Genomic DNA, 25,116 nt, shown 5'->3' with positions numbered 1-25,116 from the left:
GAATCATCATGAAGAATGGTGATTAGTTGTCAGTAATACTACTCCAACAATATAGATTGTTGAGGGCACTTTTTGAAAGAAAAATCTTTCAGAGAGTGCCCTTTTTTTATTCATTAACAATGTCCGTTGTGGTTGAGTAAAAGCTGAAAGGAGAAACAGATTTGAAAACAGAAAATATGTACTATAACCAACAGAAGCGTTCAGAGGTAAAAGAAGAAGCCCGTCGACTTAGAAGAAAATTTCTTCGTTATCAACAAGCAGAAATCGTATATAGCCTGTCACATAAAAAGTTGATGGAACTTGCAAATGATGCGGGTGCGATTTACAGAATGGAAGGAATCGTTTTGATAAACAGAGAAATCTTTGATGAATATCTTGAACAATTTCATGAAAAATAAGATGACAAATCGGAGAAAGGAATTTAGTTGAGATGCATGGAAAGGTATGGATGTTTTCTAATCTTATTGATGATGAAGATATAGAATTTATGCAACATGAATTTATAAGTTATAAACAAGCTATGGATTATTACGAGCTTGGATATAAGCCAATCGTAAGATTATCTCACAAGGCAGGAGCAGTTTATAAGGTTGGAAAAAAAGTTCTAATTAAGCGAAGCACATTTGAAAAATATCTGAGAGAAAATATCAGAAGGGAGAAAGAAGAATGGGAAAGGTTATTTCAGTAGCAAACCAGAAAGGCGGAGTTGCAAAAAGTACAACGACTTTAAATCTTGGGGTAGGATTGGCAAGACAAGGAAAAAAAGTGTTATTGATCGATGCGGATCCACAGGGAAGTTTGACTGCTAGTCTTGGGTATGTAGAACCGGATGATATTGGAACTACACTTGCAACTATTATGATGAATATTATCAATGACGAGGAAATTGCTGAGGACGAAGGCATTTTACATCATGAGGAACAAGTGGATCTCCTACCGGCCAATATTGAGTTATCTGCTTTAGAAGTAACCATGAGTAATGTAATGAGCAGAGAGCTGATCATGAAGGAATATATTGATACGATGCGATCACGATACGATTATATTTTAATTGATTGTATGCCGAGTTTAGGCATGATGACCATCAATGCTTTAGTAGCTTCTGATACGGTTCTGATACCTGTACAAGCTGCATATCTGCCGGTTAAAGGACTTCAACAGTTGATCAGGACTATTTCTATGGTAAAGAAGAGATTGAACCGGAAGCTGACGATACAGGGAATTCTTTTGACAATGGTGGATTTTCGTACTAATTACGCCAAAGATATTGCTTCTAGAGTGAGAGAAACTTATGGATCTAAGATTTCTATCTTTGAAAATGTCATTCCATTATCAGTTAAGGTAGCTGAAGCAAGTGCGGAAGGAAAAAGTATTTATTGTCATTGTCCAAATGGAAAAGTATCTATGGCTTATGAAAATCTGACGCAGGAGGTTTTGGAAAATGAAAAGTAGAAGTGGAGAAAAAATCAAATTGACAAGCATTGATGAATTGCTAGGAGTAGTCAATGAAGAGTCTGCAATGGAAATAGAAATCAACAGAATACATGCATTTAAAGATCATCCTTTCAAAGTATTGGATGATGAAAAGATGGCAGATTTAGTAGAGAGTGTAAAGACCTACGGGGTATTGACACCAGTTTTGTTACGGTCCGATGGTGAAAATGGATATGAGATGATCTCAGGTCATCGAAGAATGCACGCGGCTGTTATAGCTGGATTGGCAACAATTCCTGCAATTGTGAGAGAATTATCCGATGATGATGCAGTCATCGCTATGGTAGATGCCAATATCCAACGAGAAGAGTTACTTCCGAGCGAAAAAGCATTTGCTTATAGAATGAAATTGGAGGCAATGAAGAGACAAGGGGTAAGAAACGATTTAACTTTGTGCCAAAATGGCACGAAGTATCGTACTGATGTAGTTATAGCTGAACAGGTAGGAGAGAGCGCTCGTAATGTTCAGCGTTACATTCGCCTTACAGAATTGATTCCAGAATTATTAGATATGGTAGATGCAAAAAAATTGAATTTTACCATTGCCGTTGATATTTCCTACATTGAAAAGGAAATACAGAAATGGATCTACGAGTATATCCGTGATACAGGATTTGTTAAACCAAAGCAGATTACAGCTTTGAGAAAACAGTTGGAAGAAGGATCGGTGAACCAGGGATTTATGATTTCGATTTTTAATAGCTGCATAGCAGTAAAAGCACCGGAACGAAAAGTGGTGTTATCAGGAAAGAAGCTCACAAAGTATTTTCCGGAAGATTATTCGGAAACGGATATGGAAAAGGTGATTGAGGCATTACTGGAACAATGGAAAAGAGAACAGGAATAAGGGGTGTCAAAATAAGATACCCCAAAGAAAAAGAGATACAGAAGTTTAAAAAAAGGACTTCTATGAGAGAAAGGAAGGGAGGAAGATACATGGACAAAAAAATGAATTTTAAATATTTTTATGGAACAGAAGCAGACCAGTTTAGTTTTTACAGAATACCCAAAGCGTTATTTACCAATGACTGTTTTAAGGATCTTTCCAGTGATGCGAAGATCTTATACGGTTTGATGCTGGACAGAATGTCTTTATCCATTAAGAATCAGTGGTTTGATGAAGAAAATCGGGCATATATCTATTTTTCCATTGAAGATATCATGGAATTATTGAATTGTGGCAGAAATAAAGCGGTGAAATCTCTTCAGGAGCTGGATGATGAAAAAGGGATAGGTTTGATTGAAAAGCGCAGACAGGGCTTTGGAAAGGTTACGATCATCTATGTAAAATCATTTGTTCAGGAGGAATGTGAGGAACAGAAAAAAGAAAAATCAAAGATGGTGAAGTTTATAAATCAAACTTCTGTAGAGGAAGAAGAGACAGAAGAAGTTTACATTTCAAACTTCAAGAAGTCCGAAAAACAAACTTCAAGAAGTCCCGAAAATAAACTTCAAGAAGTTTACATTTCAAACTCTAATAATACTAATATTAACAATACTAATCTTAGTGAGAATAAATCTAATCATATCGTATCTGCAGGTGGGATAGGATCCGAAGAGGATGAGATGGAAACGTTACATGCGTATCAATCTCTGATCAAAGACAATCTGGATTATGATTCTTTGTTAGTGAGTCATCCTCATGACAAAAATCAGATTGATGAAATCGTGGATCTGATCGTAGAGACTGTTATGTGTAAGAGTGATAAAGTACTGATTGCAAGCAACTGGTATTCAGGAGCCTTGGTAAGAGGAAAATTCATGAAGCTGGATTATTCCCATGTAGAGTATGTGCTGCATTGTCTGGAAGGAAATACGAGTAAAATCAAGAATATCAAGAAATATTTACTTGCGGCATTGTTCAATGCACCTTCAACAATCAGTGGATATTACCGAGCAGAAGTAAATCATGATATGCCGTGGCTGGCAAGATAGGAGGACAGATATGGGTATTTTAAAAGTGGCAGGAAAAGTGTTATTGATTCCATTGTGGTTTATCATTTCGATCATAGGTGTCGGAGTGAAGCTATTAGTACATATGGTGGCAGTCGCAAAAAAAATATTGGGATTTGGAATTATGGCGTTGTTCATTGGAACAGTAATCTGTTATCAAGACTGGCTACAGGCAGCTTTTCTGGCTTGTATGGGAGGTGTTCTGATCTTTATCTTATTTGCCGGAGAATTTATAGATACTGTAATCGACTTACTTAGAGAAAAAATATGTGCATTGATTTTAGGTTAAGAAAAGATGATGATAGTTGAAAGAGTCTTAGTGATTTCAGATGAAAATAGAGCCTCTCCTTCATGGAAAGGCTCTATAAGAAAAGTCCAAACTGAAATTTATCTTAGAAATTACAGCAATGTTATTTTGATAAACTTTCAAGAATTGAAATATCATGCTTATCTTTATCTCTTAATTCATAACCTGAATGGAAAACTTTTTGGCCTTTTAAAGATATACAAGGAATTGTTTTGCCTTCAAAAAAAACACTACCAAAGTAATCTTTTTCAAACTCATACCATCCACCCTCTAAATCAGCTTGTTTTGAAGTTCCGTCCTCATTTAAAACGAACGGGTGAATGTCTAAGTAACCAAGTTCATCACTATATAACTCTATTCTAACCGGTTTCCAGTCTGTATCAATTTTATAGCCCAGATTCAAAAGCACATTTAACAATTTTTCCGTATGTTGAGCATCAAAATTTATATCTATATCTCTATGAATTCTTGTTTGTTTACCAGCTAAAATATCTACACCCCATCCGCCATCCAACCAGTATGTAATTCCAGTATTTTCGAATAATTCTATTACTTTCATTAAATCTTCTTTTGTTGTTATTTCTTTTCTACCCATACAAAGTCTCCTTTACAACTTCTATATAATTGTTTAGTTAAGTCAATATCAATATCTAATTGCCAAGGCTCAAAATCAAAAATCATGGTCATCACACTCCTTTTTAAAATTCAGATTTGTCGTTTTTTTCAGTATATCATAATTTTTATATTTCCGGTAGATAAAAGGCTTTTGTTTCTACGGAATTGTCTTCAAACTCCATTTCCACATAATAATCCCGGATGAAAATTGATCGGTAATAATCTTGTAAGGAATAAATATCAAGAGTTTTAAAATCAACCAAACACAGAGGAATCGGTTCTTTCTTTTCGTTTTCATATTTCCAATGTTCTAAGGAAGCAGCAACTTTATCAAGGCAACCTTGGCAGAGATGATCCGTTAGATTTCTTTTGTTCAATTTGTAGTTTTCCGGTAACGTGATATCTATCTCAGCCATTCCTCTGGAAACATCTCCATGAGAGGAATACGTGATTTCGCCGGTGTTTCCAAAAAGTATATTTGAACCGGTTTTATTTGGTATTTCATTTCCGTTTTCATCATATGCTTTTAGTTGGAAATCTAAGACGTACCAGTCATTGAGGGAAATCAGTCCAACCGTATCAAATTTTCGATAATAGTCCATCATACTATAATCAGAACTTCCACATAAATAGCATATAGAGATATCTTTCAGATTTGATTGCAGATCGTCAAAGGTTATTTCTGTCCGTTCTTTTGGGGCATCTGCTTTCAGGGAATGTGTTAGAAAAATGCGGTGATGTATAGCATAACCGATGAGAAAGGATATAGCTAATAGGATGGTGCACCAGAATAAATCTTTTCTGATATGATAATATTTTTTTCTTTTTTCATGCATAATTGAATTCCTCCGTGAAAAAATATAGTGTACTTAAAATAAGTCCATTTAAAACATTCTACCATTATTTGTACTTAAAATGAACTTGAAATATGAACTTAATATGTACTTATAGAGATGGAGAGAATAATCATGGAGAAAGAGAAGCATTTAGGATTACGGATTGATGCTGAAACGCATAAAAAACTGAAAAGCCTGGCAGAATTTGAAGGGCGTTCGATCAATGGAGAAGTGCTATATTTAATACGTCAGGCAATCATGGAATTTGAAAATAAGCATGGAGAACTGAAATAAAAGAATCTTCACATATGGATATAAGAAAAGCCCGTTCAGTTGTATGGAACGGGCAAATTTTATTTGGCCAGGAAGTTGCTCTGTATTTCCAGCGGCATATTGTAGTTCTGACCACGCTTGATCAGACTGTATAACTTGAAGCTCATGAGTTCCGGACTGGAGTTTAAGCAGCTACAGAGCCCGAAATAGTTCAGGTCTTCGTTCTTTGACAGGTCTGCGATTTCTTTATCATCCAGGATAAGATCTGCAGCGAAAAGGTTCGCTTCGTATTCCGTATTATCCCTCATGTTATATAAGACATCATCTTTCATCGGCGCCATTTTGAGCTGAGAACGATGCAGAATGATGTGACCGAGTTCGTGGGCGGCAACAATCTTTTTCTCTTCCTCAGAGAGAAAACTGCTTACCATAACATAAATGGTCTGGCAGCTCATGAAACAGTATCCCTTTAATTTTTCGTAGCGGTCTGTTTCACCAACGATCACATTCATTTCTTCCAATATTTCAAAAGGATCCCTGGTCTTGAACTTTTTTACAAGTTTTTCTACTTTGTTGTAAATATATGAATTCCCCAAATATATCACCTCGTGTATGAATCAAATAGAAGCGGGTAATGGTACTTTTGACAATAAAACTATATCCTATAGGCTGTCCCATAATCACCCCATCTATTTGGCATCTAAATATTTCTTTGGTGTAAATTTCTTTGCACGTCTCTTGGAATCCAGATATAAAGACTGGATCTCATCCATAAAGGCTGTTTTGTCTTCATCAGAAAGCTCCCCGCCAGCGAACATTGCAGCGGCCTGTTCTAAGATCTGCTGAGCCTGTTTTGCTCCACGGTTTCCAAATTGTTCAGATGCTTCTGTGATAAAAGCCTCTTCTTCTGTCATGAGATAGGAGATATCGCAGCTTAAAATGTCTGCAAGTTTCTGGTAAAGGTCATGTTTCTTTGGATAACGGCCTTCAATTTCCCATCCCCGAACAGTCCGAAGGGAGACACCGACAGCATCGGCTAATTGGGTTTGGTTGAGTCCTTTGTTCTTTCTTAAATTTTTCACTTTTTCACCGAATGTCATAAAAATACCTACTTTCTAATTGGCGTTTCAGGATCTTTATGTATGATGCTGAAACGGGATAGGAAATAAATTTCCCATAATCAACAAGTTGCCTCTTGACAAGAGGCGAATGATTGCCTATAATGTGAATCACAACAGAAAGGCAACTACTTGCCTATAATATAAATGATATTTCCTTTCTTGTCAATGGATTTACTGAAAATTGCCTATTTTGACACGATCACTATCGTGTGAAAAAGAGTTGGGATGAGATCTGATTGCTTAGGGGAAGGAGAAAGATAGGCAACTTATGGGAGGTGATTGATTTGAAACAGAAGGAAACATTCCTCTGTATTGATCTGAAATCTTTTTATGCTTCTGTTGAGTGTGTGGAAAGAGGACTGGATCCGTTTACTACCAATCTGGTTGTTGCAGATCCGGACCGATCGGTATCCACCATTTGCCTTGCCATCACGCCGGCTATGAAAAAGCTGGGGATCCGTAACCGTTGCAGGATCCATGAGATACCGGATCATATCGAATATATTGTGGCAAAACCGAGGATGCAGCTCTATATGGAGTATTCGGCAAGGATATACGGGATTTATTTAAACTATGTGGCAAAAGAAGATATCCATGTTTACAGTGTGGATGAGTGCTTTATGGATGTTACAAGATACCTTTCCCTGTATCACCTTACAGAGAAAGAAATGGCACAAAAACTGATGGATGCGGTCATGGAAGAAACCGGAATTACAGCAACAGCAGGAATTGGAACTAACCTGTATCTTGCAAAGATCGCAATGGATATTGTGGCAAAACATATAGAGGATCATATCGGAATGTTGGATGAGATCTCTTACCGGGAACAGTTATGGGAACATAAACCATTGAGTGATTTCTGGCGCATTGGTTCCAGAACAGAGAGAAAATTAGCCGGATATGGAATCCAAACGATGGGGGATATCGCACTTGCCTCTATCCAGTCGGAAGACTGGCTGTATAAAATGTTTGGAATCGATGCAGAACTATTGATCGATCATGCCTGGGGCTGTGAGTCCTGTAAAATGAGTGATATCAAAAATTATCATACAGAAGAGCATAGTCTTTCCAATGGACAGGTATTGATGAGAAATTACACATTTGAAGAAGCTGCTGTTGTTGTAAGAGAAATGACAGATGTACTGGTTTTGGATCTGGTGGAAAAGGGACTGGTAACGAATTCTGTAACCTTGTGGATCGCTTACGATCATCGTTTTGAAAGGGAGCCATCGAAAGGAACCGTAAGGTTTCCAGATCGTACCAATTGTTCCAAGGAAATGATTGATACAGTAGAAGCACTTTATCGAAAGATCGCAGATCCACATACCGGGATCAGACGGATAGAGATCATTGCAAATAAGATAACACCAGAAGGCTATCAGCAATATACTCTTTTCCAGAATTCCATAAAAGCAGAAAAGGAAAGACATCTGCAGGAAGCAGTATTACAGGTGAAAAAGCGTTATGGAAAAAATGCGATCATGCGGGGATCCAATCTGTTGGAATGTTCTACCTATCGGGAAAGAAATAATCAGGTTGGGGGACATCGTGCGTAGGAGGTGAAAGTATGCTGGCAAAGGCTTATCAGAAATATTTATATATTCCGAGACCGGTTTCCAAAAGATATCCTATGGATGTGCAGCACAGAGCGAAGCAATTTGCCCCCTTTGCAGCACTTCGGGGATTTGAGGAGATCGTTCGGAAACAGGAAGTTCTTTATGAACAAAGGAAGGTCTTATCCGAAGAACAAAAATGTGGATTGGATAGGAAGCTACAGATGGTTTCTGTTGGAATGAAGATACAGGCAACCTATTTTAAAGAAAACCGGGAAATGAAACCGGCAGGCCAGTATCATACGATTTGCGGAACCGTTGAATTTTTTGATCCATCCATTCATTTACGGATTGATGATACGATCATTTTGATCCAGGATCTTTGTGAGTTATCCGGAGATATATTTGAAGAATTGGAATTACCTTGTTAAATACAATCGGCAGAAATTCTTAGTATCCTGGGTGAGTGGGAATCCGGAGAGAATAAGGATGGATGCACCAGATCAACAAAGCAGATCTGGGATTTGATGATCATGCTGTTCGTGCAGCTTTGGCACTTACGGAATGGACAACATGATGCTCATAAGGCGGATTTGATTTCCCTTTGATCCGTTGAGTAATAAAAATGGAATTTTTTATTATTGCTTAAAGGAGGAAGCCTATGGGATCAGATGCTATCAGATGGCATGTACATTGCTCTGTATGCGGAGCATTTATTGAAAAAAGCGCACATTGCGATTCAGAAGTAGAGTGCAAGAAATGTAGAAGCACTTTGGAGATTTTAGTAAAAGATGATATTGTTTCAGTACGGCCTTTGCACATCAAAGACGAAAAACTGAAAGAAAGAATGCGGGTATATTCTCAAAAAATGATGAATTCCCGAAAGGAAACTAAATAAAATGAGCTATTAGAATAAGCGGTGGATTTGGCTGGAACCATCAAGGCTGCACCTGATAGCAAGAGTTTGTCAAGGAGCTGAACCTGACTGGAATCATGAAGAGCCCGGCAAAACATTTGCAGATACAATGCAGGATGATATTTCATTCTGTGTCTGTGGAAGCATTTGTTTTGCCGGCTTTTTTTGTTTTCTCAAAAATTTTAAAAAAAGTTGAGTTTTTAACCTGTAAAACAGGGCTTTTTCCTTTCTATATATAGAGGGCAAAGTTTCGTGTGCAAAAATCAGAGAGGATACGGAATTTTGTATGATATAGCCGAAGGAGGTAATTACATAGGAGCTGCGGACTCCCGTTCAAAAAAAACGGGTGAGTTCGTGGCTAATTGTGATGAGTTTTTTATAGAGTTCATGGATCACCCGTAGCCGTAAGGCAGAAAGGTGGTCCATATGTTGACATTAAAAGAATTAAAGAAAGTAGTAAAAGTGGCAGGTATGACAAAGAGAGTCCCTTCTGAAAAGGCGTTAGAAAAAGAAGAGATTGTAGTAAAGGAAATTCTGAGTGGGGAATGTGATATTACCGTTTACGCAAATGGGTATGTGTTATACAGGGAAAACGGAAAGAAAACCATCTTTCCACTCCATTCCTGTAAAGATTATCAATACATGGATGTGAAGGAAGATCGAAGTATTATGAACGAAGAATTTTTTGACAACGAAAATTGGTACATTCGTTTGTTAATGGAAGCAACGGATCGTATGGAAATAAATCAGACTAAGGTGGCATCAAACCATAGGATCATTTCTTATAGCGATTTTGTGGATGACAGAACCATATTGGTAGATCCATCTTCGGATATTCTCGACCAGTATATTGAAAAAGAGATGCTTCATGATCTTTTAGATTGTCTGACTGCCAGACAGAAAGAAATCATCCAATTATTTTACTTTGAAGAAATGAATCAAAACAAGATTGCGGACTATCTTGGAATCAGACAGCAGAGTGTTTGTGAAATGATAAAAAGAGCACTTTCTGTTATGAAAAAACATGCAGATAAAGAAGAAAATTAAAAAAAATCAAAAAAATTTAAAAAGCACCCTGTAAAACAGGCCGTTTTCCTTTCGTTATATGAAGACGTTTGTAAGAAACACTTCATGTACCTTGAAAAGAGAATAGCCTGCCCGGAGTGATACCTGCCTTGAATGTGCATTGTGCGTGTCCTGACAGAGAAAACGTTTTGGAGATATGGACTCTAAAACAGGAACGGATCCGGGGAAGAGAACAGGAAAACGCTTAAATCTTAAATAAAAAATAATTGTCTGAATCAAAATGAGGATGACAGTAGAAATCATATGGCGGTGTTTGTTTGAAAAAGCAGATACCGCCATATATTTGTGCTGTTATCTCAGCAAAGTGCTGACTGTCCCAAATAGCACAAAACCAGGAAAGGAGGGGATTATTTTCAGGAAAGAATGATGGAAAACGATGAACAAGTATAACGGATAAATAAGATTCAGAAGAAAGGAAGGATTTAAGAACATGAAAGTGAAACAAAAAGCAAAGCGGGTTGTATCCGGATTGCTGACAGCGGTCACTCTTTTATCTACGGTGTTATCACCAATCAGCAGTTATGCTGCGGAGCTTCCCAAAGAAAGAAAACTGCCTCTTTTGGAAGAGGTACAAAGCCAGTTAGATGAAGATGAGATTGTTCTGGCAAAGGATCATCAGGTGGAAGTGGGAACAAATTTTGATGTAAAAACAGATTTTACAGGGTTAGAGATCAAGGATGCGGCAAAGGTAAAGATTACTTTTGAAGAAGCAAAGAATGAGCAGGGAGAGGATTTTACAACATCCCATGCAGATACCTATAAAACTGTTTATCAGGTAGAAACGGTCAATCAGGAACATCCGAATTATCAGATCAGCAGAAATGTGGTCGTAAAGGAAATAGAAAAAGAGAGTGAAAGTCCTTCAGCAGATGCAGAGCAACCCGAAACAAAAGAGACGGAAGAAGATGAGGAGGATTCAGAGAAGCCGTCAGAAATCCCAACAGAGACACCGGATGTATCAGAAGGAAATGCTGCTTTTGATGCTTTGGTAGAACAGATGACAGAACAGGATACCTTTGATGAAGGATCGGGATTAGCATTACATGATGTAATGGAACAGGCTGCAAATCAGGGAGTGGATTTTGAGGCTATGGAAACCGGAGAAGTTGCGACTTTTTCAGCAATAGCAGCCAGAGATGCAAGTGTAGGATCTCAGCAGGTAACTATTGAAAAAGGTCCAATATATCGATATGCAGACTATGGGCTTGGAACATATCTTACAGAGCCGTATTATATTTCTTATGGAAGTGTAAGAGCAACGGCTTATTGTATCCAGCCGGCAAAGCCAGGTCCGGGTTCCGGTACCTATACCATCACAAAGCTGGCTGATAATCAGGCTCTTGCAAAGGTCTGTTATTACGGTACCGATGCGGCAGGTGAAGAAAGTTATTTTGCGAACAAGCACAGTGATTTTTCAGCAGGAAAGAGATTTATCCTTGTCCATATGGCGGCTGCTTATGCTTATGGCAGTAGTGATGCGTTCTATGGAACCAATGCAACAGGACAGGAACTAGCAATGGATATTTACAATTATTGTGTAAAGAAGCCTGAGATACCGGATGTATCCATGTCATTTTCCGATGCCAATGTAAAGGCTTATGTAGAAGGAAATACACAGCGTACAAAGGAAATCACATTCCATGCGGCAGGACAGCAGAGTGTGACGATCAGCCTTCCATCCGGCGTGCGTTTTCACAACGTGAGTACAGGAAGTACAAGTACACCGGGAGCAAAGGTAACGGTCAAGGGAGGTACAAAGTTTTATCTTTCTGCACCTCTGACACAGGCAGAAGATACCGCAGAAGTATTTGCTACAACCATGGCAGGTGGATTAAAGAAAGATTATTCTGCGTATAAACTGACAACGAATTCCAGTACTCAAGATCTTGCCTTTATTTTTGGAGAAGGTGTGGAAACAACAAATAAAGTAAGTCTGAATGTTACATGGACAAAACAGGCAGAAATTGCGATTGTAAAAAATGATAAAGACACCGGAAACCATCTGGCAGGAGCAATCTATGGTGTTTACCGTGATAAGGAATGCTCAGATTTAATCACACAGATGCCAGCAACAGACAGCAAAGGTGCTTCTAAAGTAACAGTCGAAAAAACACAGGAGATTGTGTATGTAAAAGAGATCCAGCCACCGGCAAATTATCAGGCAGATCCAACTGTTTATCCGGTAGATGTCAATATCGGTAAAACAAGTACAAAGAATGTTCTGAATGAACGTACTTATGCAAAGATCCATCTGATCAAAGAAGATGCGCAAACAGGAGCAAATCCACAAGGAGATGCGACTTTAGAAGGTGCGGTGTATGGCCTCTATGCGAGAGAAAACATTGTACATCCAGATGGAACAACAGGAATTGTACATAAAGCCGGTGATCTTGTATCTACCTTAAAAGTAGATCAGAAAGGAGATGCTGTGGTAAAAGACCTGTATCTTGGAAAATATTTTGTAAAAGAGATCCAGGCGCCGGAAGGATATCTGTTAGACGAGACAGAGCATGATGTGAAATGTTCTTATGAAGGTGGCACAGTCCCAATGATAGAACGTACTGTGAAATCAACAGAACTTGTTATGAAACAGCCGTTCCAGATCATAAAAGCTGCGAACAATGGGCAAACGGATGCAGATCTGTTAAAAGGGGCAGGTTTCAGCGCTTACTTAAAGAGCAGCCTGGAGAAAAAAGAAGATGGAAGTAATGATTTTTCCCATGCAGAGCCAGTCATCCTTACAGCAGATGGTAAAACGGAAATGTTCACAGATGAGAAAGGGTATGCGTGCAGTATTCCGCTTCCATATGGAACGTATATTGTACGAGAAACAACCACACCTCATAATTATAAACCGGTAGAGGATTTTGAGATTACCATCCGTGAAAACAATCCAAACAAACCACAGGTTTGGAAGGTACTGTTGGACAAAGAATTTTCCGCAAAGTTAAAGATCATCAAAAAAGATGATGAAACAAAGAAACCGGTATTAGTAGCCGGCACAGAATTCAAAATTTATGATCTGGATCATAAGAAATATGTGGAACAGGTAACAACCTATCCTACGGTCACAGTCCATAAATCTTTCTTTACGGACAGCCAGGGATACCTGATCTTGCCGAAAAACTTAGAGATCGGGCACTATCGTATTGAAGAAGTGACAGCACCGGATGGATATGTTGTGAACAAAAACTATGTAGAGATCACCGTGGATTCGGATACTGCCTATGAAGTAGATGGGGTAAGTGGAGACGTGATCATTGAAGTTTCCTATGAAGATCAGCCGGTAAAGGGAAATCTTGTTGTGTATAAGAAAGGCGAGATGATTTCCGGTTTTGAGAAAGACTTTATCTATAAGGAACAGTATCTTTCCGGGGCGGAATTTGAAGTGCGTGCGGCAGAGGATATCTGCACTCCGGATCATCAGAAAGATGCAGATGGAAACCGTATCGTACTTTATGCAAAGGATACGCTTGTGACAACGATCACAACGGGAGAGAGTGGAAAAGCTGTAGCAAAGGATCTGCCGCTTGGAAGATACTATGTAGTGGAAACAAAGGCGCCGGAAGGATTTGTATTAAATCCGGAGCCGGTAAAGGTTACATTAACTTATCAGGATCAGGATACACCGATCGTGGAAGCAGAAGCAATCGTAGGAAATGACAGACAGAAAGTCGCTATTTCCGTAGAAAAACAGGATGCAGAAAATGGACGGGTATTATCCGGGGCTGTGTTTGGCATCTATAACAAGAAAGATATCCAGGCAAATGGAAAAGTTCTTGTGAAAGCAGATACCTTATTACAGGAAATGACATCCGATGAGAACGGTATGGCAACATGCACCCTGGATCTTCCATTTGGAGAATACTATGTAAAAGAATTAAAAGCGCCGGAAGGTTTTGTTTCTTCGGATGAGGTTCTGGAATTTGTTGCAGAGTATCAGGGACAGGAGACAAAGATTGTTTCCTTACAGGCCGTAAAGAAGAATGAACCGACTACAGCAGAGTTCACAAAGTCTGATCTGACCACAGGCGTAGAGCTGGAGGGCGCAAGATTGAAGGTCATGGATAAAGATGGAAATGTGATCGATGAATGGACATCTGAAAAGGATAAGCCACATGTGATCAAGCGTCTGGTTGTCGGAGAAACCTATACCCTTCATGAAGAGTTTGCTCCATACGGTTATCTGAAAGCAACGGATGTGACATTTACGGTCAAAGATACTGCCGAAGTACAGAAAGTGGAAATGAAGGATGAAGTTCCAAAAGGGCTTCTGATCATCAACAAAAAGGGAGAATTTTTAGAGAAGATCACTCTTCTGGATAATGTGAAAGGAACGGTAGAACATTTCTTTGAATATATCACAGGAAACTTAAGTGAAGTCACCTTTGAAGTCTATGCTGCAGAAGATATCAAGGCTGCAGATGGCATAAGTGCAGACCATTATAAGAAAGATGAGCTGGTAGGCACGGTCACAACCGATGAGAAGGGAATCGCAAAAATGGAAGACCTTCCGGTAGGAAAATATTATGTGAAGGAAGTGAAAACGGCACATGGTTTTGTACTGGATGGAGAGCCTAGATTTGTGGATCTGACCTATCGTGACCAGGATACACCGGTGGTTACTTTTGATGAAGAATGGCAGAACAACCGGCAGAAGATAAAAGTAACGATCCTTAAAAAAGAAAAGGAAACAGAACGTATGCTGGAAGGTGCGATCTTCGGCTTATTTACAAAAGAAGATATCAAAGGCAGAGATGGAAAAGTCCTGATGGAAGCTGGAACGTTGATCGAGCAGAAAACAACGGATGAAAATGGACAGATTCTTTTCAAAGCAGATCTTCCAGTGGATGGGACCTATATCGTAAAAGAAATCTATGCACCGGATGGTTTTGTGACATCGAATGAAGAAAAGGAATTCACTTTTGAGTATGGAAAACCAGAAGAAGCTGAGGTTTCCTATGAGTTTGTTTTTGAAAATGAGCCGACAACGGTAGAACTTACGAAAACAGACCTTACCACAGGGAAAGAACTTCCGGGAGCGCATCTGAAGGTGACAGATGAAGATGGAAATGTAATCGAGGAGTGGGTATCTACAGAGAAAGCCCATGTGATCAAGGAACTGACAGTTGGAAAATCCTATACGATGACAGAAACAAAACCGGCAGATGGATATGTAACTGCTGAGAGCATTACCTTTACAGTAGAAAATACTGCAGAAATCCAGAAACAGGAGATGAAAGATGATGTGACAAAGGTGTTGATCTCGAAACAGGATATCGCAGGAAAAGAGCTTCCAGGTGCAAAGCTTACGATCTTAGATGAAGATGGAAAAGTGGTAGAAAGCTGGACATCTACAGAAGAGGCACATTATATAGAGATGCTTCCGATCGGAAAGTACACGCTCAGGGAAGAAACGGCACCGGAAGGTTATCTGGTTGCAAAGGATGTGGAATTTGAAGTAAAAGATACCGCCGAAGTGCAGAAGGTTGTTATGGTTGATGAGGAAAAACCAAAAGAAAGCACTCCGGAAGGTGGAAAACCTTCTAAAGATGCACCGAAGACTGGGGATAACACCAACTTGCTGTTATGGCTGCTCGTGCTTGGAATGAGTTTAAGTGGAGTGGTAGTCCTTGGAAGAAAAATAAAGAAGAAATAATGTAAGGGAAAGCGTTCATGGAAACCTGAGGGAATCTGTGAACGCTTTTTTGTAAGGAGGAACATGAGGATGGACAGGAGAAGAGACAAGAACCTGATCGTGGAACCAAATGCAGCAATGCCGGGGAGAAAATACAGTGAAGAAAAACCCTGGTCTTGTAAATATTGTTATTGGTGGGAAGGAAGAAAAAAGGGATGCATTGAGAAGCAGTGCTATTATTTGCTTCCCACAAAGGATCAAGGAAAGAAAGGAAGTGGTTAATTGCAGGATGAAGTGAATGAAAAAATCATAGCTCTGTGTGTCCAGACAACCCGGATGAGTACCGGTGTGTTAAAGGCATCTATGAGAAAATTTCTGGATGGAATGAACAGACAGAAACAGAAGCGAGTACAGGTAAAACAGGCTGTCAAAACGGGGAAAGCACAGGAAAAGGGCAGAGAAAAAGAAAGAAAACGACAGGAGATGAAAAAGCCTCATGGAAAGCAGACGATAAAGCAACTGATCGCACAGGGAGCACAGCTTACAAATATCCAGATTACAGATCAAAATATCAAGTCTTTTGACCGGGTAGCCCGAAAATATGGGATTGATTATAGTCTGAAAAAGGATTCCCGTGTGGAACCGCCGTTGTATCTGGTATTTTTTAAATCGAAAGATGTGGATGTGATGACGGCTGCTTTTAAAGAATATGCAGGTATAGAGCTGGATCAGTCTAAAAAGAAAAAACCTTCTGTCCGAAAGAAACTACAGAAGACAAAGGAGAGAAAAGCAAAACAACGTCAGAGAGTAAAAACAAGACAGAAAGTCAGAGGACAGGAACGATGATCCGGGAAAAGATGCAGAATATCCAGATGAAGAGAGTGGTGATATTAAGCATTCCGTATCTGATCATCTTCTATCTTGCAGATAAATGCTTTTGGCTTTATCGTCATTGTATGGGAAATAGCATGATTGAAAAAATCGGTGTGATGCTGATGAATTTCCCATTGGCATTTACCAACTGGTTTCCGAGCTTTTATCTACAAGATTTGCTGGGAGGTGTGATCGTAGCACTTATTTTTAGAATCGTCTTGTATTATAAAGCGAAGAATGCAAAGAAGTTCCGGCATGGAGAGGAGTATGGATCAGCCCGGTGGGGAAATCGGAAAGATATCGAACCATTTGAAGATCCGGTATTTGAGAACAATATCATTCTGACCGAAACAGAACGGCTTACGATGAATAGCAGACCGAAAGCTCCTAAATATGCCAGAAACAAGAATGTGATTGTGATCGGAGGATCAGGTTCTGGAAAAACAAGGTTTTATGTAAAGCCTCAACTTATGCAAATGACAGATCATGTATCCTATGTGGTGACAGATCCAAAGGGAACGATCATCGTAGAATGTGGAAAGATGCTAGTAAATGGAGGATATCGGATCAAGGTGCTGAATACGATCAATTTCAAAAAGTCGATGCACTATAATCCATTCCATTACATCCGTAGTGAAAAAGATATCCTCAAACTTGTGAATACCATCATAGCAAATACGAAGGGGGAAGGAGAAAAATCTACGGAAGATTTCTGGGTGAAAGCGGAACGCCTTCTGTATTCTGCTCTGATCGGTTATATTTGGTATGAAGCGCCGGAAGAAGAACAGAACTTTTCTACTCTTTTGGAATTCATCAATGCCAGTGAAACGAGAGAAGAAGATGAAGAATTTAAGAATGCGGTCGATGAACTGTTTGAAGAATTGGAGGCGGATAATCCGGAACACTTTGCAGTCAGACAATATCGAAAATATAAGCTGGCTGCCGGTGTAGTAAGTTTGAAGAGACTTCTTAATCAATTAATTTTAAAGAGTTGGAGCTCCAAAATGATTAAAAAGTCTCTTGAGGCTTATTTTTTTACCTTAAAGAACAAAATTGTATTTTGTAAAAATTCAAAATATGTCCGTATTTTGTTTCGTCAGTAAAGAGATTGTGTAAGGAACTTTAAAAAGTTGGCACAAAATCAAAAAAATTGCAATAAGAGCCTGTAAAAAGACCTCTGAGCATTTCGATTAGTGTAAGGAACTTTTTTACTTCTTACACGAACCTTGAAAACGAAACAGCCTGCCCATAGTGATACCAGAGTTGAATAGGCATTCAGCATGTCTTTTATGGTTAATACGTCCCGGAAACATCAGAACCCGGTACAGGAACGGATATGGGATGAGAACAGGAAATCAATAAACGAAGGAAGGAGGACATCTGACTATGACAGAGAAACAGGGATTCTTGACAGCGTTGTATGAACGTCTTAGTCGTGATGATGAATTAAACGGAGAATCCAACAGTATTTCAAACCAGAAGAAATTATTAGAACAATATGCAAAAGAACATGGATTTACCAATCTTGTTCATTTTACTGATGATGGTATATCGGGTACCAGATTTGATCGTCCAGGTTTCCTTGCCATGATGAAAGAAGTGGAATCGGGGAAAGTCGGAACGATCCTGATTAAAGATATGAGCCGAATGGGAAGAGATTATCTGAAAGTCGGACAGTATATGGAATTGCTGCGACAGAAGAATGTCCGCCTGATTGCAGTCAACGAGAACGTAGACAGCTTCCGGGAGGACGATGATTTTACTCCATTCCGAAATATCATGAATGAATGGTATGCAAGGGATACCAGTAAAAAGATAAAATCTACTTTCAAGGCTAAAGGAAAATCCGGCAAGCATGTGGCAAGCACAACACCGTATGGATATCTGAAAGACAAGGATGATCCGAATATATGGATTGTTGATGAAGAAGCAGCTGCAGTTGTACGGAGAATCTTTCACATGACAATGGATGGATACGGACCATATCAGATTGCCAGGGCGCTGAAAGAGGATAAGGTTGAGATACCAGCTGTTCATATGGCAAAGAAAGATGCTGGATTATGGAAAGGCAGAGTAGAAGAAATAAAAGATCCTTATGGATGGGGCTCTTCTACCGTCGCAGGTATTCTGAAGAAAAGGGAGTATCTTGGTCATACAGTGAACTTCAAAACCAGAAAGCATTTCAAGGATAAGAAAAGCCATTATGTATCTGAGGATAACTGGACGGTATTTGAAAATACACAGGAAGCAATCATAGATCAGGAAACTTTTGATAATGTTCAGCGAATTCGAAGCAATGTGAAACGATATCCAGATGGATGGGGAGAAGCCCACCCACTGACAGGTCTGATGTACTGTGCAGATTGTGGTTCCAAAATGTATGTCCACCGGGTAAATAATGGCAAGCGAGTACCACAATATACTTGTTCTGCATATTCTAAAGTTCCGGTTGGGACACTCTGCCGGACACAGCACAGAATTAATGCTGATGTGGTTTTAGAACTCATTAAGGAACTGTTAAGGGCTATTGCAGAGTATTCACAATTGAATCGTGAAGAATTTTTGGAAACAGTAAAAAAGGCACAGACTTCACAGCAGTCCAGTGAGATTACGAGATTGAAAAGCAGATTAGCAGAAGCAAAAAAGCGTGTGCAGGAACTGGAAAAACTGATTTGTAGAATTTATGAGGACAATATTCTTGGAAAACTGCCAGATAAACGCTATGCGATTCTTGACGGACAGTATTCTAAAGAACAGAAAGATTTGTCGGCAGAAATTGCAGATATGGAAGCTGAATTATCAGGCTATGAAGAAGGTCGCAGATCGGCGGAGAAGTTTATTGCTCTGGTTGATAAATACCAAAACTTTGATGAATTGACTACTTATATGCTGAACGAATTTGTTGAAAAGATTGTGGTTCATGAGCGTGATCGAAAAGGAAGCATTGAAACAACACAGGAAGTGGAAATCTATTTCAATTTCATTGGAAAATATTTACCTCCACATTTCGGTGAGGTAGAAATGACACTAGAAGAAATTGAAGAAATGAAGAAGCGGGAAGCCAGAAAAGACAGGCTTCATCAGAATTACTTGAAAAGAAAAGCAAATGGCAAGCAGCAAGAATACTATGAACGTACGAAAGCCAAAAAGAAAGCGGCGATGGACGCAAAAAAAGAGGGAATCCGTCAGGAAGATATTGCAAAAGGTGTGTTCGTTCCAGTATCATTGCTTCCACCTACAGAACCAAAGAAAGGAGTTGCATCAGCATGAACAAATTAGAAAGAATCATTCATGATGACAGTAACGGTCTGGATTAGTGCCTTTTGTTTTGCTCATTATTAAAAATGGACTGTATGAGCCAGTCAGAAAAATGAATAAAGACCGATCAGGTCAAAGGATTGAGCCGATGTATTTGGACTTTTGTATGAGGTTGAAATTGCGTCGGCTTTTTTATTTTACAAAATCCGAAATAGAGGATTTTTGAAAAATAGACAGAACGGAGAACATGCCGAAGGGACAGCGGCAGGAGTTTCGTTTTGTCTGCCGGGAGTGCAGAGGGCTGGAAGTCCTTTGTGCCAGGAATGCAAAGGGTGGCAACACCTTGCTGGGGTTAAGGGGCAAAGCCCTTAGCAGGTTAAGGGCGGCAGCCATTGCCCAGTGATATGGCGTTTCGCCATATGGTACTGGGTACTATCTGTAACAGCGACAGAGCCTTTTAGCAGCTTCGCTGCAATCCCTTCGGGAAAACAACTTAAAAGAAAGGAAAAATGTGAAATGAAAGGAACAAGGCATAACGGTAGGTCTGGGAAAAATGGAGTTTATAATCCACTTCACAATGATCGAAGATTTAATCCAGAACACAGTGAGCATATCGACAATGAAAGAGTTCGACAAAATATTTACTGGGACTGTTATCAGGGATATACCACAATGGAAGATCAGAGAAAAGAGGATAATTTTTCTTTTGAACAAATTGAGTTGGCATTCTATGAAGAGCATTATGGAAATTACGTTATGAAGCAAAATGAAAGACATGTGAAAGCCAGACACCCCGACAGATGCAAAGAAGTAGAAGATGTTTGGAAAAACAAAAAGACCTGTCCGGAAGAAAGTATCTATCAGCTTGGGACGATAGATGAACACGCTTCTGTGGAACTGCTGGTTTTAGTTTTTGATGAATTTAAGAAAGAGTTCGATGAACGGTTTGGTTCTAATGTGCATATCATCGACTGGTCACTGCATATGGACGAAGCAACGCCTCATATCCATGAGCGTCATGTTTTCGATGCTACAAACCAATATGGAGAGATTGAGCCGAAGCAGGAAGCAGCGTTGAAGGAACTTGGATTTGAACTTCCAAATTCGGAAAAGAAGAGATCAAAGACAAATAACCGCAAGGTTGTTTTTGATTCTGCCTGTCGGACAATGTTTTTAGATATCTGTAAACGGCATGGATTGGAACTTGATGAAGAACCATCATATGGTGGACGGAAATATCTGGAAAAACAAGATTATATCCGCATGAAGCAGAAAGAAGAAATTGCGGATCAGAAGGAAACAATCCTTTTGCAGATTGATAAGGTAAACGAAAATCGTTTGGAGCTTGCAAAACAGTCAAGTCATGTTCGTGCAAACGAAGAAATTATTCGGTCTCAGGAAGAAAAAATAAAACAGCAGGATATAGAATTCGCTAATAATTCCGACCGTATTTTCAAGCAGGGTGATCTGATTGAAGAACAGAGAGAGGAATTGCAACAGCTTACAGTCCGTATTGAAGATGTGGAAACTTTACTTGACGAAGTATCCAGTGGAGCATACGACAAGGCAGTAGAGAAAGTTGCAAAAGAAGCAATGTTGGCTACTAGAAGAGATGATATTCGCCTGGCAGAAGATTCTAAAAAGTGGATTCAGGATCCGAAACACAAGGCTTCCAAAAGAGAAAAGGATTATGCAATAAAAAGACTGGATGGTCTGATAAGAAAAATAGAAACAGCAATGGAGAAAGTGGTCATACGGATCACCAACCAGTTAAAACAGCCAGAGAAGAAAAAAACTGTTGTAGAAGAAATCAAAAAGGAAGTGAAGCCATCTATCAGGGAAAGACTTGCACAGAATGTAGCAAAAATCCAGAGAGAAGAGGCAGAGAGAAGAAAATTGAATAAAGGAGAGTCACGTTCTAGTGATTTAGAGATATAGAGCATTCCGTTGTATTTGTTATTGAATCAATGGGAGTGCTTTTTATTTTCTCGGAAAGGAGCAGGTATGAAATTATTTGAAGCTGTAAAGGAAGCTGTTACTGCAAGAAGTGCTGCAGAATATTATGGAATCAAAGTAGGACGAAATGGAATGGCCGTCTGCCCGTTTCACCCAGACAAGAATCCGAGTATGAAGCTTGATAAAAGATATCATTGTTTTGCCTGTCAGGCAGATGGAGATGTGATTGATTTTGTTGCCAAATATTTCAATCTTTCTGTAAAAGACTCAGCTGAAAAACTGGCAGAAGATTTTTCTGTACCTTATGAAAAATACCAAAGCTATAACAAGACGAAAGATTACCCAAAATCAAAACAAAAGAAACAGACACTGGATCAATTCTTTCACGAACAACAGATTCGTTTTTTTCGAGTATACAGTGACTACTACCATCTTTTAAAGAAATGGAAGGTTGATTATGCTCCCAGAATTGAAGATGATGATTGGCATCCGTTATTTGTTGAAGCAATGGAAAAATACACACTTATTGAATACAAGATGGATGTGCTTCTTAGTGGTTCACTAGAAGATCGTGCAAGATTGATTTTGGACTGTCAGGAGGAGGTGAAGAGCATTGAGCAACGAATTAAGGAAGAATCTTCCAGACGACCTGGTTGCACGTCTGGAAGCATTACAAAAAGTTGAAGAAGTAACCGAAGAGACACAGGTGGAAAAGAATTTATCCAAAATGGAACTGCCAATCTGGTTCGATGGCAAGCATATCAATGAAATCCTTCTGTATCAGACAATTCTACAGCAACATGAAATTAAGTGTATCAATGGAATCTTGTATGATATAGACCGTTCAATTCCAAATGATGAAATGGAGAAAGAGATTCTGGATATTATTGAACATTATTGGACCAGCGGGATTTCATCTAAAGTAACGGCTATTTTAAATGGATTTAAGATGTACACCCGTTCAGATCCGCTTCCCATAAAAGAAGATCGGGTTCATTTTAGGAATGGAACCTATTTTGTAAATCAGAAGTTCATCAATCGGAAAGAATGGACGCAAAACCGATTGACGGTTAATTATAACAAGGATGCATCTAAACCAAAAAAATGGCTAGCATTCCTGGATGGATTGCTCGAAGAGGATGATATTGTCTGCCTGCAGGAGTTTATGGGATATTGTCTCATTCCCAGCAATAGAGGTCAGAAGATGCTGCTGATTATCGGAAAAGGTGGTGAAGGTAAAAGCCGTATTGGCAGAATTTTAAAAAGAATATTTGGTCATAACATGAATTCAGGAAGTCTTCAGAAACTGGAAACCGACAAGTTTGCCAGAGCCGATCAGGAAGGCAAGCTGTTGTATTTGGATGATGATATGAAAACAGAAGCATTACCATCAACTAATGTGATTAAAGCAATTGTTACAGCTGAGGATGAAATGGACTTAGAGAAAAAAAACCAACAAAGCTATCAGGGACTGCTTGTTTGCAGAATACTGGCATTTGGAAATGGTACATTGAAGTCGCTTTTTGACAGGAGTAAAGGTTTTTACAGACGTCAGATTATTCTGGAAACAAAAGATGTACCGCCAGATAGAATCAATGATCCCTATTTGGCAGATAAGATGATGGAGGAAGTGGAAGGCATAGTTTTATGGTGTATTGAGGGATTAGAGAGACTGATTCGTAATGATTATCAGTTTACTATCAGTAATAAATCCCAATTATTGATGGATGAAATGCAGGAGGATGATGACAATATCCTATCGTTCCTGGAATCAACCGGATATATCAGACTGGAAAAAGGCACTCATGCTACGTCAAAAGATTTATATATTGCTTATTGCAGATGGTGCAATGATAACTTGGATGTACCCGTAAGCGAAAGATCCTTTGCAAGGAGATTTAAGGAACGGTCATCTGATTATGGAATGACTTATGACAAGAATATCTCGGTAGGAAATGGTCGTTTTTGCCGAGGATTTCGTGGGATCCATGTCAAGGTGAGGACGAAAGATGTCAATTATTGATCTGGCTGGAAAAGGCATTAGGCACTAGAAAAGCCTAAAATATATTCTGCTTAAATATATGGGTTTTATAAGTATATGTTTTTTTCTTATTAATTTTAAAAATGAAGTGCCTAAGTGCCTAAAGTATGATAAACACTGGAGAAACAGGTATTTTTAAGTGCCTATTTAATGCCTATAAAGGGCCTGAGAATAACCTTTAAGTGCCTACTCCTTGTCGGGCTTCTCAGTATAACAAGATATAAGCATATAAAAAATGCCTTCTATGGTAAAAAAGTGCTGTGATCACAAGGATTTTTGTAAGCATAAAAGAGAAGCCTATATATAGGTAGCCTATGAAACTGCAAGTGCTTATTTTGAGCCGAGTTTAAATAATAATGTCCTGACAGAGACAAATGGAATGGCTCTTCGCCGGGATCCAAAAGGAAAGGAAAAAAATGATTATGGAAAAAATGATGAATACAAAAACAGAGAAAAACATATTTACAAAGAAAATAGGACAGACGGTCTATGTTGTTCGTTATCATTTCAATGAAGATGCAACGGAAACAATGCAGGAGAAAATTAACCGGATGCTAGTTACAGAAGCAAGCCGAATGGCAGTGTATTAAAATTAGGGGGATGTAATTAAAGAAAAAATATGATATCATGCGAGTAACAAATTAGAATACGGACGGTATCAAAGAACTTATCCCGGAACTGAAACGGATAGGGAACAACCTCAACCAAATAGCAAAGAGGTGTAATGAGGGGGGAATGTTGCCGAGTGAAGCGGAAGTGCGGAAGCATGGAGAGGAGCTGAACAAAGTATGGCAGTCATTAAGGCGGTATCTTCAAAGGCGGGCATAGGGCACGCAATAGATTATGTGACGAAAAAAGAAAAGACAGAGGAGAAGCTTGTCAGCGGTCTGCATTGTGAGCCGGAGACGGTCAAGGAGGAAATGCAAGCCACAAAGGAGCTGTGGGGCAAGACGGACGGAAGAACCTATAAGCATTATGTGCAATCCTACCATGAGGACGAGGAAATAACCCCGGAGCAGGCTCACAAGAACGCTGTCGAGCTGGCAGAGCATACAAAGGCATGGAAAGGGCATGAAGTTCTGATAGCCACGCATATAGACAAGGGGCATATACACACGCACTTTATTGTCAATTCCGTAAATTATGAGAACGGTCATAAGCTCCAATGGATGTAGGACGGATTTTGCGGACATTCA

General features: G+C 39.2%; 25 protein-coding genes and 1 pseudogene. 22 read left to right on the top strand and 4 right to left on the bottom strand.

The genetic code is table 11. From position 1 onward, the window contains the following. Window positions 1–161 precede the first annotated feature (161 nt). From BQ7352_RS04075 to BQ7352_RS04050, 6 genes are all read left to right on the top strand, one after another. Window positions 162–398: a DUF6462 family protein gene (locus BQ7352_RS04075; protein ID WP_072447191.1), complete on the top strand. Its 237-nt coding sequence runs from the start codon at window positions 162–164 to the stop codon at window positions 396–398. Window positions 399–430: 32 nt separating this feature from the next. Continuing rightward, window positions 431–688 (top strand): excisionase, encoded by a 258-nt coding sequence (locus tag BQ7352_RS04070; protein ID WP_072447189.1) that lies wholly within the window; start codon window positions 431–433, stop codon window positions 686–688. Further along, window positions 667–1,452, top strand: a complete 786-nt coding sequence (locus BQ7352_RS04065; RefSeq protein WP_072447187.1) for a ParA family protein — start codon at window positions 667–669, stop codon at window positions 1,450–1,452. The genes BQ7352_RS04070 and BQ7352_RS04065 overlap by 22 nt, the downstream gene beginning before the upstream one ends. Next, window positions 1,442–2,341, top strand: coding sequence for a ParB/RepB/Spo0J family partition protein (locus tag BQ7352_RS04060; RefSeq protein WP_072447185.1), 900 nt, complete (start codon window positions 1,442–1,444; stop codon window positions 2,339–2,341). The genes BQ7352_RS04065 and BQ7352_RS04060 overlap by 11 nt, the downstream gene beginning before the upstream one ends. An 89-nt stretch (window positions 2,342–2,430) precedes the next feature. Further along, the gene (locus tag BQ7352_RS04055) at window positions 2,431–3,429 is read left to right on the top strand and encodes a DUF6017 domain-containing protein (RefSeq protein WP_072447495.1); all 999 of its coding nucleotides are present in this window, start codon (window positions 2,431–2,433) and stop codon (window positions 3,427–3,429) included. A 10-nt stretch (window positions 3,430–3,439) separates the two neighbouring features. Further along, complete coding sequence (locus tag BQ7352_RS04050) at window positions 3,440–3,736, top strand: hypothetical protein (RefSeq protein WP_072447183.1); 297 nt, start codon at window positions 3,440–3,442, stop codon at window positions 3,734–3,736. Between the two features lie 121 nt (window positions 3,737–3,857). On the opposite strand, the gene BQ7352_RS04045 is transcribed toward BQ7352_RS04050, so the two are convergent. After that, complete coding sequence (locus BQ7352_RS04045; protein ID WP_009263190.1) at window positions 3,858–4,349, bottom strand: nucleotidyltransferase domain-containing protein; 492 nt, start codon at window positions 4,347–4,349, stop codon at window positions 3,858–3,860. Between the two features lie 145 nt (window positions 4,350–4,494). After that, window positions 4,495–5,205, bottom strand: a complete 711-nt coding sequence (locus BQ7352_RS04040; protein WP_072447181.1) for a hypothetical protein — start codon at window positions 5,203–5,205, stop codon at window positions 4,495–4,497. 132 nt (window positions 5,206–5,337) lie between these two features. Here BQ7352_RS04040 and BQ7352_RS14260 point away from each other — a divergent pair, with 132 nt between their 5' ends. Continuing rightward, on the top strand, window positions 5,338–5,499 hold the full coding sequence (locus BQ7352_RS14260) for a type II toxin-antitoxin system antitoxin (RefSeq protein ID WP_009263236.1): 162 nt from the start codon (window positions 5,338–5,340) through the stop codon (window positions 5,497–5,499). 59 nt (window positions 5,500–5,558) lie between these two features. On the opposite strand, the gene BQ7352_RS04035 is transcribed toward BQ7352_RS14260, so the two are convergent. Both BQ7352_RS04035 and BQ7352_RS04030 read right to left on the bottom strand, forming a co-directional pair. After that, entirely contained in the window at window positions 5,559–6,083 is a 525-nt protein-coding gene (locus BQ7352_RS04035; RefSeq protein WP_225305238.1) for an ImmA/IrrE family metallo-endopeptidase, read from the bottom strand. Window positions 6,084–6,167: 84 nt separating this feature from the next. Beyond that, window positions 6,168–6,578, bottom strand: coding sequence for a helix-turn-helix domain-containing protein (locus BQ7352_RS04030; RefSeq protein ID WP_009263234.1), 411 nt, complete (start codon window positions 6,576–6,578; stop codon window positions 6,168–6,170). A 305-nt stretch (window positions 6,579–6,883) separates the two neighbouring features. On the opposite strand from BQ7352_RS04030, the gene BQ7352_RS04025 reads away from it, so the two are divergent. The 15 genes and pseudogenes from BQ7352_RS04025 (at window position 6,884) to BQ7352_RS03955 (ending at window position 25,095) form a co-directional block, all read left to right on the top strand. Continuing rightward, window positions 6,884–8,155 carry a Y-family DNA polymerase gene (locus BQ7352_RS04025; RefSeq protein WP_072447179.1) on the top strand — a complete coding sequence of 424 codons (1,272 nt, stop codon included), beginning with the start codon at window positions 6,884–6,886 and terminating at the stop codon, window positions 8,153–8,155. 11 nt (window positions 8,156–8,166) lie between these two features. After that, a complete protein-coding gene (locus BQ7352_RS04020; RefSeq protein ID WP_072447177.1) occupies window positions 8,167–8,583 on the top strand; it encodes a hypothetical protein in 417 nt (138 codons plus the stop codon). A gap of 230 nt (window positions 8,584–8,813) precedes the next feature. Further along, complete coding sequence (locus BQ7352_RS04015; RefSeq protein ID WP_072447175.1) at window positions 8,814–9,050, top strand: hypothetical protein; 237 nt, start codon at window positions 8,814–8,816, stop codon at window positions 9,048–9,050. Between the two features lie 444 nt (window positions 9,051–9,494). Further along, entirely contained in the window at window positions 9,495–10,115 is a 621-nt protein-coding gene (locus BQ7352_RS04010; protein WP_072447173.1) for a sigma-70 family RNA polymerase sigma factor, read from the top strand. 469 nt (window positions 10,116–10,584) lie between these two features. Continuing rightward, complete coding sequence (locus BQ7352_RS04005; protein ID WP_072447171.1) at window positions 10,585–15,813, top strand: SpaA isopeptide-forming pilin-related protein; 5,229 nt, start codon at window positions 10,585–10,587, stop codon at window positions 15,811–15,813. A gap of 69 nt (window positions 15,814–15,882) precedes the next feature. Then, complete coding sequence (locus BQ7352_RS04000) at window positions 15,883–16,074, top strand: hypothetical protein (protein ID WP_009268908.1); 192 nt, start codon at window positions 15,883–15,885, stop codon at window positions 16,072–16,074. Next, the gene (locus BQ7352_RS03995; protein ID WP_072447168.1) at window positions 16,075–16,638 is read left to right on the top strand and encodes a PcfB family protein; all 564 of its coding nucleotides are present in this window, start codon (window positions 16,075–16,077) and stop codon (window positions 16,636–16,638) included. Beyond that, a pseudogene (locus BQ7352_RS03990) lies at window positions 16,635–17,639 on the top strand (type IV secretory system conjugative DNA transfer family protein); the annotation flags it as partial. The gene BQ7352_RS03995 and the pseudogene BQ7352_RS03990, both read left to right, overlap by 4 nt. 412 nt (window positions 17,640–18,051) lie before the next feature. Beyond that, window positions 18,052–19,935: a recombinase family protein gene (locus BQ7352_RS03985; protein WP_072447165.1), complete on the top strand. Its 1,884-nt coding sequence runs from the start codon at window positions 18,052–18,054 to the stop codon at window positions 19,933–19,935. Between the two features lie 504 nt (window positions 19,936–20,439). Next, complete coding sequence (locus tag BQ7352_RS03980; RefSeq protein WP_072447163.1) at window positions 20,440–21,861, top strand: serine/arginine repetitive matrix protein 2; 1,422 nt, start codon at window positions 20,440–20,442, stop codon at window positions 21,859–21,861. 66 nt (window positions 21,862–21,927) lie between these two features. After that, complete coding sequence (locus BQ7352_RS03975; RefSeq protein WP_072447161.1) at window positions 21,928–22,563, top strand: CHC2 zinc finger domain-containing protein; 636 nt, start codon at window positions 21,928–21,930, stop codon at window positions 22,561–22,563. Continuing rightward, complete coding sequence (locus BQ7352_RS03970) at window positions 22,493–23,902, top strand: DNA primase family protein (protein WP_227222458.1); 1,410 nt, start codon at window positions 22,493–22,495, stop codon at window positions 23,900–23,902. Before BQ7352_RS03975 ends, BQ7352_RS03970 begins: the two co-directional genes overlap by 71 nt. A gap of 434 nt (window positions 23,903–24,336) precedes the next feature. Continuing rightward, complete coding sequence (locus BQ7352_RS03965) at window positions 24,337–24,510, top strand: transposon-encoded TnpW family protein (protein ID WP_227222457.1); 174 nt, start codon at window positions 24,337–24,339, stop codon at window positions 24,508–24,510. Between the two features lie 145 nt (window positions 24,511–24,655). Further along, the gene (locus tag BQ7352_RS15135) at window positions 24,656–24,748 is read left to right on the top strand and encodes a hypothetical protein (protein ID WP_231307149.1); all 93 of its coding nucleotides are present in this window, start codon (window positions 24,656–24,658) and stop codon (window positions 24,746–24,748) included. Continuing rightward, complete coding sequence (locus tag BQ7352_RS03955; protein WP_002860781.1) at window positions 24,709–25,095, top strand: relaxase/mobilization nuclease domain-containing protein; 387 nt, start codon at window positions 24,709–24,711, stop codon at window positions 25,093–25,095. The genes BQ7352_RS15135 and BQ7352_RS03955 overlap by 40 nt, the downstream gene beginning before the upstream one ends. The last annotated feature ends 21 nt before the right edge of the window (window positions 25,096–25,116 follow it).

Source organism: Blautia sp. Marseille-P3201T, from assembly GCF_900120295.1.
Lineage (GTDB): Bacteria > Bacillota > Clostridia > Lachnospirales > Lachnospiraceae > Blautia.
The sequence above is the reverse complement of the archived record's forward strand: the minus strand, read 5'-3'. Positions and strand labels throughout refer to the sequence as shown.

Bases quoted from the DNA above. Each gene is read 5' to 3' on its own strand.
- BQ7352_RS04070 (WP_072447189.1), top strand. From the start codon at position 431: ATGCATGGAAAGGTATGGATGTTTTCTAATCTTATTGATGATGAAGAT.
- BQ7352_RS04065 (WP_072447187.1), top strand. From the start codon at position 667: ATGGGAAAGGTTATTTCAGTAGCAAACCAGAAAGGCGGAGTTGCAAAA.
- BQ7352_RS04060 (WP_072447185.1), top strand. From the start codon at position 1,442: ATGAAAAGTAGAAGTGGAGAAAAAATCAAATTGACAAGCATTGATGAA.
- BQ7352_RS04055 (WP_072447495.1), top strand. From the start codon at position 2,431: ATGGACAAAAAAATGAATTTTAAATATTTTTATGGAACAGAAGCAGAC.
- BQ7352_RS04050 (WP_072447183.1), top strand. From the start codon at position 3,440: ATGGGTATTTTAAAAGTGGCAGGAAAAGTGTTATTGATTCCATTGTGG.
- BQ7352_RS04045 (WP_009263190.1), bottom strand. From the start codon at position 4,349: ATGGGTAGAAAAGAAATAACAACAAAAGAAGATTTAATGAAAGTAATA.
- BQ7352_RS04040 (WP_072447181.1), bottom strand. From the start codon at position 5,205: ATGCATGAAAAAAGAAAAAAATATTATCATATCAGAAAAGATTTATTC.
- BQ7352_RS14260 (WP_009263236.1), top strand. From the start codon at position 5,338: ATGGAGAAAGAGAAGCATTTAGGATTACGGATTGATGCTGAAACGCAT.
- BQ7352_RS04030 (WP_009263234.1), bottom strand. From the start codon at position 6,578: ATGACATTCGGTGAAAAAGTGAAAAATTTAAGAAAGAACAAAGGACTC.
- BQ7352_RS04020 (WP_072447177.1), top strand. From the start codon at position 8,167: ATGCTGGCAAAGGCTTATCAGAAATATTTATATATTCCGAGACCGGTT.
- BQ7352_RS04015 (WP_072447175.1), top strand. From the start codon at position 8,814: ATGGGATCAGATGCTATCAGATGGCATGTACATTGCTCTGTATGCGGA.
- BQ7352_RS04010 (WP_072447173.1), top strand. From the start codon at position 9,495: ATGTTGACATTAAAAGAATTAAAGAAAGTAGTAAAAGTGGCAGGTATG.
- BQ7352_RS04005 (WP_072447171.1), top strand. From the start codon at position 10,585: ATGAAAGTGAAACAAAAAGCAAAGCGGGTTGTATCCGGATTGCTGACA.
- BQ7352_RS04000 (WP_009268908.1), top strand. From the start codon at position 15,883: ATGGACAGGAGAAGAGACAAGAACCTGATCGTGGAACCAAATGCAGCA.
- BQ7352_RS03985 (WP_072447165.1), top strand. From the start codon at position 18,052: ATGACAGAGAAACAGGGATTCTTGACAGCGTTGTATGAACGTCTTAGT.
- BQ7352_RS03980 (WP_072447163.1), top strand. From the start codon at position 20,440: ATGAAAGGAACAAGGCATAACGGTAGGTCTGGGAAAAATGGAGTTTAT.
- BQ7352_RS03975 (WP_072447161.1), top strand. From the start codon at position 21,928: ATGAAATTATTTGAAGCTGTAAAGGAAGCTGTTACTGCAAGAAGTGCT.
- BQ7352_RS03965 (WP_227222457.1), top strand. From the start codon at position 24,337: ATGATTATGGAAAAAATGATGAATACAAAAACAGAGAAAAACATATTT.
- BQ7352_RS15135 (WP_231307149.1), top strand. From the start codon at position 24,656: ATGTTGCCGAGTGAAGCGGAAGTGCGGAAGCATGGAGAGGAGCTGAAC.
- BQ7352_RS03955 (WP_002860781.1), top strand. From the start codon at position 24,709: ATGGCAGTCATTAAGGCGGTATCTTCAAAGGCGGGCATAGGGCACGCA.